The organism is uncultured Methanobrevibacter sp. (assembly GCF_947169325.1).
Lineage (GTDB): Archaea > Methanobacteriota > Methanobacteria > Methanobacteriales > Methanobacteriaceae > Methanocatella.
Genome location: NZ_CAMVPN010000021.1, coordinates 21,430 through 30,344, shown reverse-complemented (window position 1 = coordinate 30,344; position 8,915 = coordinate 21,430). Strand labels below are relative to the sequence as shown.

The following is an 8,915-nucleotide window of genomic DNA, read 5'->3' as shown; positions in this document are numbered from 1 at the left end:
TTTTGTTACTATAATAATGTAAGAGAAAGATAACTTTTTGTTACTTTAATATTTTGGTTCAGAAAAACTTAAAGTAATAACTCCAAATTTGATGAACCATTTTCCTATATGTCCATAAATTCCCAAAACCGAATATTAAAGTGCTTAAAGTCTTAATTCTCCCAGAAGAGTTATTACAAAAGTTTTTCTCAAATAACCTAAAAAAGGTGTCCATATGACTGACGAAAAGAAAAGTGAAACTGAAGAAGTCGAAGCTCAGGATATTCAAGAAGAGCCGGAAGAAGTTCTTGATGAGATGGCGGCAAAAGATCAAGAGATTGCCGAACTCAAAGAGGCACTTGAAAAGCAAGAGGCTGAAACTCAGGAATACATTTCATTATCCCAAAGACTTCAGGCAGATTTTGAAAACTTCAAAAAAATAACTGACAAGCAAAACAAGGAAATCATCAAGTTTGCCAATCAGAACATTATCAAAGAGTTTCTTGACTGTTATGAAGACTTCGGTAGAGCTTTAGAAGTTGAAGATGATAAAGTTTTAAGAGAAGGAATAGAACTTACCTACAACAAGTTCAAAGACATTTTGACAAAAGAAGGCGTGGAAGAAATTCCTGCAAAAGGAGAAAAATTCGATTTGAACAAACATGAGGCATTGATGGTGCAGGCTTCAGACGATGTTGAAAACGGATATGTCATAGAAGAACTGATGAAAGGATACATGTACAAGGATAAAGTTCTCAAATACTCAAAAGTTATTGTTTGCAAAAAATAATTTCATGTTTATATAATTAATTAATAAAAAAAAATTGGTGATAATTATGTCTGATACTAAAAAAGAAAAAATTATTGGAATCGACTTAGGTACAAGTAACTCAGCAGCATCTGTACTTGTAGGAGGAAAACCAACCACAATCCCTTCCGCTGAAGGGGCAAGCCAATACGGTAAATCCTTCCCAAGTTATGTTGCATTTACTGAAGACGGTCAAATGTTAGTGGGAGAACCTGCAAGAAGACAAGCAGTTACAAACCCAGAAAATACAATCAGTGCAATCAAAAGAAGCATGGGTACTGATCACAAAGTAACTGTAAACGGAAAACAATATTCCCCACAGGAAATTTCCGCATTCATCCTCCAAAAAATCAAAAAGGATGCTGAAACCTTCCTCGGAGAACCAATTCAAAAAGCAGTAATTACCGTGCCTGCTTACTTTGATGACAACCAAAGGACCGCAACCAAGGATGCAGGAACCATTGCAGGCCTTGATGTAGTAAGACTTGTAAACGAACCTACCGCAGCAAGCCTCGCATACGGTCTTGACAAAGCCGATGAAGATGACATGAACATCATGGTTTACGATTTAGGTGGAGGTACCCTGGATGTAACCATCATGGAATTCGGTGGAGGAGTCTTTGAAGTAAGATCCACCAGCGGAGATACCCAACTCGGTGGTACCGATATGGATAACGTGTTAATCAAATACCTTGCCGATGAATTCAAAGCACAGGAAGGCATCGACTTGATGGACAACGACCAAGCAGTGCAAAGGTTAAGAGAAGCTGCTGAAAAGGCAAAAATCGAACTGTCCACTACCACAACCACTGAAGTAAACTTACCGTTCATTGCAATGGGTACTGACGGAACCCCTAAAAACTTAATCATTTCACTTACAAGAGCAAAATTAGAAGAATTGGTCGACAGCATTGTGGAAAAATCAGGTAAACCAATGCAACAAGCTTTAGATGATGCAAAAATGAGCAAAAGCGAAATCGACAAAATCATCTTAGTCGGTGGACCTACCAGAATGCCAATCGTACAGCAATTCGTTGAAAAATTCATAGGAAAACCAGTTGAACGTGGTATCGACCCAATGGAATGTGTATCCATGGGTGCTGCAATTCAAGGAGGAGTATTAGCCGGTGAAATTAAAGACATCGTTCTTTTAGACGTTACTCCATTATCATTAGGTATCGAAACCTTAGGAGGAGTATCCACTACATTAATAGAAAGAAACACTACTATTCCTACCAAGAAAAGCCAAGTGTTCTCCACTGCTGCAGATAACCAACCATCTGTAGACATCAATGTATTGCAAGGGGAAAGGAAAATGGCTGCAGACAACACTTCACTCGGACGTTTCCAACTCGTTGGAATCCCACCTGCACCTAGAGGTGTTCCACAAATCGAAGTGACCTTCGATATTGACGCCAACGGTATCATCAACGTAACCGCTAAAGACAAAGGAACCGGTAAAGAACAAGCAATTACCATTACTTCCTCAACCAAACTGTCCGATGAAGAAATCGAACAGAAAATCAAAGAAGCGGAAATGAATGCTGAAGCTGATGCCAAAAGACAAGAAGAAATCGAAATCAGAAACAACGCAGACTCATTAATTTACACTTCAGAAAAAACTTTAGATGAACTCAAAGACAAAGTATCTGAAGATGAAAAAACAAAAGTCGAAGGACTTGTAGCTGAATTAAGAGAACTTATAGCTGGCGATGATGTTGCTGCCATTAAAGAAAAGTCTGATGAACTATCTGGTGTAGTTCAAGAGATTGGTGCTAAAATTTACCAACAGGCACAGGCTGAAGCTCAAGCTCAACAACAAGCTGGAGCAGATCCTAATGCCGGCACTCAAGACAACAACGATGATGACACAATTGACGCAGACTATGAAGTAAAAGACTAGATTAAATAATAAAGTTTTATTTAGTTGTTAGGAAATATATTAAAATCAGAATCAGAATCAATAAAAAACTAACAATAGATAAAACTATTATTTTTTCTATCTATTTTTTTTAAAATTATTTTTTTAAGGTGTATACATGGCAGACAAGCGAGATTATTATGAAGTTCTTGGAGTAGATAAAACTGCGGATGAAAAGACAATTAAAAAAGCTTATCGTAAATTAGCCAGACAATACCATCCAGACGTTTGTGATGAACCAGATGCTGAAGATAAGTTTAAAGAAGTTAGTGAAGCTTATGCCGTCTTGTCTGATGATGAAAAACGTCAAAGATATGACCAGTTCGGTCATGCAGGAATGGATGGATTTACTGCTGAAGACTTCTATCAGAACGTGAACTTCGAAGACATTTTCCAGGGATTCGACATCGGAAACATATTCGACATGTTCGGTTTTGGCGGAGGAAGTCGTACACGCAGATATTCTGGTCCTCAAAGAGGTTCCGACATTTATACTGAAGTTCCTATTACTTTAGAAGAAGCATTCAAAGGATGCGATAAGGAAATCAAGATTACTAGAAGTGAATTATGCCCTACATGTAACGGATCCAAATCAAAACCTGGCGTTGAACCTGAAACCTGTCCTAAATGTGGAGGAACAGGTCAGGTTAAAGAGGTCAGCAACACTTTCCTTGGCCAAATGGTGAATGTAAGACAATGTAGAGAATGTGGCGGTACCGGTAAAATAATTACTGAACCATGTGAAGACTGCCATGGTAAAGGAAGCAAAAGAAAAACAAAAACAATCAAAATCGAAATTCCTGAAGGTGTCGATGAAGGCAACCACCTGAGGGTTTCAGGTGAAGGAAACTGCGGTGAAGCACCTGGACTTGAAGGGGACTTGATTGTTACCGTGCACATCAAAGGACATAGAAGATTCACACGTGAAGGCGACCACTTATACTTAGAACAACAAATCAGCTTCCCTCAAGCAGCATTAGGTGATTTAATCAGTATTCCTACAATCGAAGGAAAAGAGGTCGAGTTTAAAGTAACCCCCGGAACCCAAAGCGGAACTATATTCAAGCTAAGGGGTCAAGGTATGAACTCCGTCAGACATCAGGGCAGAGGTAACATGTACGTGACCGTCAATGTAGTGGTTCCTAAGAAGTTAAACTCAAAACAGAAAAAATTACTTAAAGAATTCGCTGAGATAAGTGGTGACGAAATCAAACATGTCGAAAAAGGATTCTTTGATAGGGTCAAAGATGCGATGAATTAAATTAGCTATTACTGCTAATTTTTTTCAAATTTTTTTAGAATTTTATTCCACCAACAACCATCGAAAAAACCTATCGAATAATTAAAATAACCATCAATTAAATTAATAGATAATAAAAATCTTCCAAAATTATTATTCATTGGACTGATATAAACAAAGCTGATTTTAAAAATGAATAATATTTTAGGCATTACCTATATGTCCGGAATGCAATATTGAAATCTATCAAAAAAGAAACTAAAAAAATAGTAAAAATATTAAAAAAAGTAAAAATAAAGGTTAAAAACCCTTATTTTTTAATGGTAATAGTGTTCTTTATTGTACATCCACCATAACTTGAGGAAATTGTGTATTTACCTACTTTTAAATTTTTAAGTGACAATGTTGCAATACCTTTCTTGTTGGTTTTGGCAGTGTATTTTTTGTTTTTGAGTTTAAAGGTAATCTTTTTATTCTTTAAGATTTTTCCTTTTTTATCTACCAATTTTACTGTAAATTTAGTGGTTTTAGCCTTTTTCTTGGAAATATTTTTAGCTGTTAATGTAGGTTTGAAAGTAATCTTGCTGGATACTGAAACCCCATTGCAACTTGCAGTGATTGTATATGATCCGGCAGCCAATTTTACAGAATAGGTTGCATAACCCTTTTTGTCTGTTTTAACTGATTTTGTTTTGCCGTTCACTTTAAATGTTACCTCTTTTTCAGCCAATACAGATTTTGTATTTACATCCTTAACTAGGATTTTATATGCCACTGTATTTCCATAATAAACTTTGTAGTTTTTATTGCCTGAAAGGGATACCTTTTCTGTGACAATCAAACTGGAAGACACATTGGCATCGTTGTAGTTGTCCACACCTTTAACTTCAGCTTTGAGAACGTGGGTACCGACTGTTAAAGACACAGGAACACTGTAAGCGATTGTGGCTATACCCTCTTTGTTGGTTGTAGCATTACCCATGATTGTGTCTACCCCTGCTGAGTTGGTTCTTTTAAATATGACTACTGCTCCCCTGATTGGATTTCCAAGTTCATCTGAAACTTTTGCAGTAATATCAACCTTGTCTCCCTGATGGGCAGAAACATCATCCAATGCAATCACAAGGCTGCTTGTGGCCACTTTTACACTGATGTCAAAGAAAGTGGTCTTATAATTCTCTTTTGAAACTTTAGCTGAGAAAAGATACTGTTCCGGCTCGTATGTAGAGTCAAACTTATATGTTGCTTTTGCAGTGCCGTCTGTAACTTTAACTTCAGCAAAGCGGAATCCGTCAACATCATAGAATTCCACTACAGCACCGTCAAGGCTTTTATCAAATGTTAATGTGAATTCAGCAGTACCCATATACGGAACTGTCATATCCTCAACAGTAGCGTTTATAAGGTATTTGTAGTTATCTGAAACATTGCTGTTTTCAGAGCCGCTTACTGCACTATTTGCAATGCCCTTTTCACTGTCTAGGAAATTGTTTGTGATTACATTATCTACTGCATTGCTGTCCAATTCTACTGCATAACCTTTACTTGAGCTGATTTCATTATCTTCAATGATGTTTTTGGTTGAATTGGAAATCAGATAAATTCCTGCATTTCCTGATGGAATGGAATCTAAAATTGGACTTGTAATGGCTTCACCACTGCCTTTAGCATCAATCTTATTGCCTCTGATGACATTACCATTTCCGTTTGAGAATACAACACCATAAACGTCTTTAGCATTGGCATCAATGACATTGTCCAGCAGCACGTTGTTGTTTGAACTGTATCCTTCAATTGCATAAATCGCCTGTGCATTCAAGTTCAGCCTGTTGTTGCCGGCAGTTGACTTTTGAGACAGTTCGAAGTAGATTCCGTAAACGACAACATCTGATTTCAGGTTCAGTGTGTTTGCCTCAATGAATGTGTCTTCGGATTCATCACCTATGATGATACCTTCAACACAGTACAGCCCATCAAGAGTTATTGTGTTTCCAATAAATGAGTTGTTGCTGGCACCTTGGCCTTTTGGAGCACTGTGACTGGTATAATATCCAAGAACTCCCATTCCGTAAATGTAATTATCCTTACCTTTAATGTAAATGTTGTTGTTTGAGACAGTGTTGTTGTGGGTGTTGAAATACAAATCAATACCGACAATTGAATTTTGGGAGGACATGTTTCCTTTAATGGCTTGCTGATCATTCAAGTTTGAGGTGACATTGACATCGTTTCCTGAAATCACGTTGTTTGATGAGTATAATAATAAAATTCCGTAGGTCTGATAGATTTCAGAAACGACATGCGCGCCGTCCATGCAGTATTCATTGCCGTCTACACAATAGCGAACGCCGTCGATTACAAGCTCATTGCCGTCGAGACAATAGGATTTTCCGTCAATAGTAAGTTCATTGCCGTCCAGGCAGTATGAATTACCGTCGATTGTCAGCTCATTTCCATCTAGACAGTAACGTGTGCCTGCAATTACAAATTCCTGACCGTCAATGCAGTACTTGGTGCCGTCAATGACAATGTTGTCTCCATCCAGGCAATATGTTCTGCCGTTGATGGTCATTTCATTGCCGTCCAAACAGTACTTGGTTCCATCAATTGTCAATTCATTGCCGTCAAGACAATAGCGGGTTCCGGCAATTTCAAATTCCTGACCGTCAATGCAGTATTTGGTGCCGTCAATGGAGAATTCATTGCCGTCAAGGCAATAGCGGGTTCCGTTAATGGTGAACTCATCGCCGTCAATGCAGTATTTGGTGCCGTCGATTACAAGCTCATCGCCATCCAAGCAGTAGGATTTTCCATTGATTACAAGCTCTTCACCGTCGAGACAGTATGTGTTTCCGTCGATTGTCAGTTCATTGCCGTCAAGGCAATATGACCTTCCATTGATTACAAGCTCGTTGCCGTCAATGCATTTTTCAGGTGAGAAACTGTATGATTTGCCTGTTCCGATTGTATTGATTGTATTGTTTGCGAAGTTACAATCTTCGCAGGAATATGCAAGAAGAGTGAATGTCAAATATTCCCCTTCAGAGGCCAATACATTATTGTAAATCTCAATGTCAGTGGATTCAAGGACATAAATCGCATAAGCAGCCTTAGGGTCATTGACAGTGATTGTGTTGTTTACAATTCTAACACCAGGAGCCTGATTTACAAAAATACCCCATGCATTTACTCTGTCTGCTTCCTTGTTGATTATTTTTAGATTTTCAATCAATACATTTCCTGAAGTTACCTTGAAAGTGGAGTTGTAGAATACAGGGTTTTTACCTGTGATTTTAACAGGTTTTGTAACATATATAACTTCATTGTTGAAAGTGCCCTCAAAGCTTAAAATATCGTTATCCCTGATTTCTGAAGTCAGACCGCCGTTGTCGTTAATGTAGTTGCAGATATTTTCAGGAGTGATTTTGTGAGTGGTTCCCTTGTAGATGTAGGTTGGTTTTGAATTGTCAATTACACCTGCTGGAGAATTGATTAATCCTCCTCCGATTATAATGTTTGAGTTCACATCAATGTCGGAAGTGTTTGCCTGAACGCCTGCAGCGTCAATTGCATATTTGTTGCTTGTTGAAATGGTATTGTTTATGACAGTTACGTTTTTAGGCATCCTTTTTGAACTTGTCTTTTCAATCAGTATTCCGACACCTGAAACTGAAGTAACCACATTGCCTTTCACCAATAAACCTGATTCCTCATCCTTTTCATAAATTCCTGAACCAGATTCAGTAAAGACAATATTGTTCCTGATAATTACATTGGAACCTCCGGCCACAATACCTCTTCCCTTGTCAGTGGCATTAACCCAATTGTTTTCCACGATTGAATCTGTGATGGCTGTGATTCCAGCACCAGTGGAGATGAGTTTAGCTCCGATGATTGTATTGTTTGCGACATATGAGTTATATGAAGCCACAATAGCGAACTGTCCGCCTGTTTCAACGCCCGGATGATTGAAATCTGCTCCGGTAATGTTGATAATCACATTGTCGGTTATAACATTTCCGAAGTTCGCTGTAGAAATACCCCTGTAACCGCCAATAATGGTGTTGCCTTTAATTTCATTATAACTACCCATTATCTGAATACCGTAAGACCAGGAAGTTGGCAGCACGTTATAACGGATTGTGTTATTGTAAATGGTATTGTGATTGGATAATCCACCATTTAAAGGCCCTCCAACATAATCTGACAGATATATTGCATTGGCGTCGTCGACTTCAAGGATATTGTCCGCCAGATAGTTGTAATCAGAACCTGACAAAAGCAATGTAGGAGTGGATCTTGCATTATGGCCATAAGTTTCACCATATGCCTTAAGATAGTTTCCAGTCACGTTATTGTAATTTGCTCCGTTTGCAACACAAACACAATAGGAAGACTTACCTGTATTTACAATGTTACAGTCCTTGATTGTACAATAGCTTGCGGAATTTAAAAATATCCCGTAGGTTTCATCCTTAGTGTTTGCTATTTTCAAATTAGAGATTGAACTTCCAGATGCTCCACTTAACAGAGTAATCTTTAAATTCTTTAAATTTGAGGAAGTTCCTTCAATATTTACTTTCTTATCAATAGTAAAATTTAGATTGGATATTGAGCCCTTCAAGTAAATTGTATCTCCCGAATTAACTGAGGAAGCAATGAGATTTCCTCCCTTGTCAAAATAATTTCCATAATTATCCTGAGTGATAGTGTGAGATACAGGAGCAGCATTATCCCCTATGGAATCATCCATATCGGACATTTCCAATGTATCTGCGCTGGTGTCATCATAGGTCATGTTTACATCTTCAGAAGCGCTTACGACTCCTATCGAGAGTAAAATAACCAATAATAAAACCAACATGTTTAATTTTTTAATCATTATTATACCTCATCACATTAATTTTATAAATTTTAAATGAAAATTTTAATAAAATTTGCTTTAAAAATTTTCTATTATATTATTA

4 protein-coding genes are annotated in these 8,915 nt (G+C 37.6%); 3 read left to right on the top strand and 1 reads right to left on the bottom strand.

The window, feature by feature from the left end; all coding sequences use genetic code 11:
* Positions 1-214 precede the first annotated feature (214 nt).
* From Q0W26_RS04855 to dnaJ, 3 genes are all read left to right on the top strand, one after another.
* Positions 215-769 (top strand): nucleotide exchange factor GrpE, encoded by a 555-nt coding sequence (locus Q0W26_RS04855; protein WP_298523014.1) that lies wholly within the window; start codon positions 215-217, stop codon positions 767-769.
* A 46-nt stretch (positions 770-815) separates the two neighbouring features.
* Positions 816-2,690, top strand: a complete 1,875-nt coding sequence (gene dnaK / locus Q0W26_RS04850; RefSeq protein WP_298523011.1) for a molecular chaperone DnaK — start codon at positions 816-818, stop codon at positions 2,688-2,690.
* 136 nt (positions 2,691-2,826) lie between these two features.
* Positions 2,827-3,969, top strand: coding sequence for a molecular chaperone DnaJ (gene dnaJ / locus Q0W26_RS04845; RefSeq protein ID WP_298523009.1), 1,143 nt, complete (start codon positions 2,827-2,829; stop codon positions 3,967-3,969).
* A 289-nt stretch (positions 3,970-4,258) separates the two neighbouring features.
* Here the strand turns inward: dnaJ and Q0W26_RS04840 are convergent, their stop codons facing one another.
* Positions 4,259-8,830, bottom strand: coding sequence for a right-handed parallel beta-helix repeat-containing protein (locus tag Q0W26_RS04840; RefSeq protein ID WP_298523007.1), 4,572 nt, complete (start codon positions 8,828-8,830; stop codon positions 4,259-4,261).
* Positions 8,831-8,915 lie beyond the last annotated feature (85 nt).

Excerpts from the sequence above, each read along its gene's own strand:
- Q0W26_RS04855 (WP_298523014.1), top strand. The coding sequence starts at position 215 with ATGACTGACGAAAAGAAAAGTGAAACTGAAGAAGTCGAAGCTCAGGAT.
- dnaK (WP_298523011.1), top strand. The coding sequence starts at position 816 with ATGTCTGATACTAAAAAAGAAAAAATTATTGGAATCGACTTAGGTACA.
- dnaJ (WP_298523009.1), top strand. The coding sequence starts at position 2,827 with ATGGCAGACAAGCGAGATTATTATGAAGTTCTTGGAGTAGATAAAACT.
- Q0W26_RS04840 (WP_298523007.1), bottom strand. The coding sequence starts at position 8,830 with ATGATTAAAAAATTAAACATGTTGGTTTTATTATTGGTTATTTTACTC.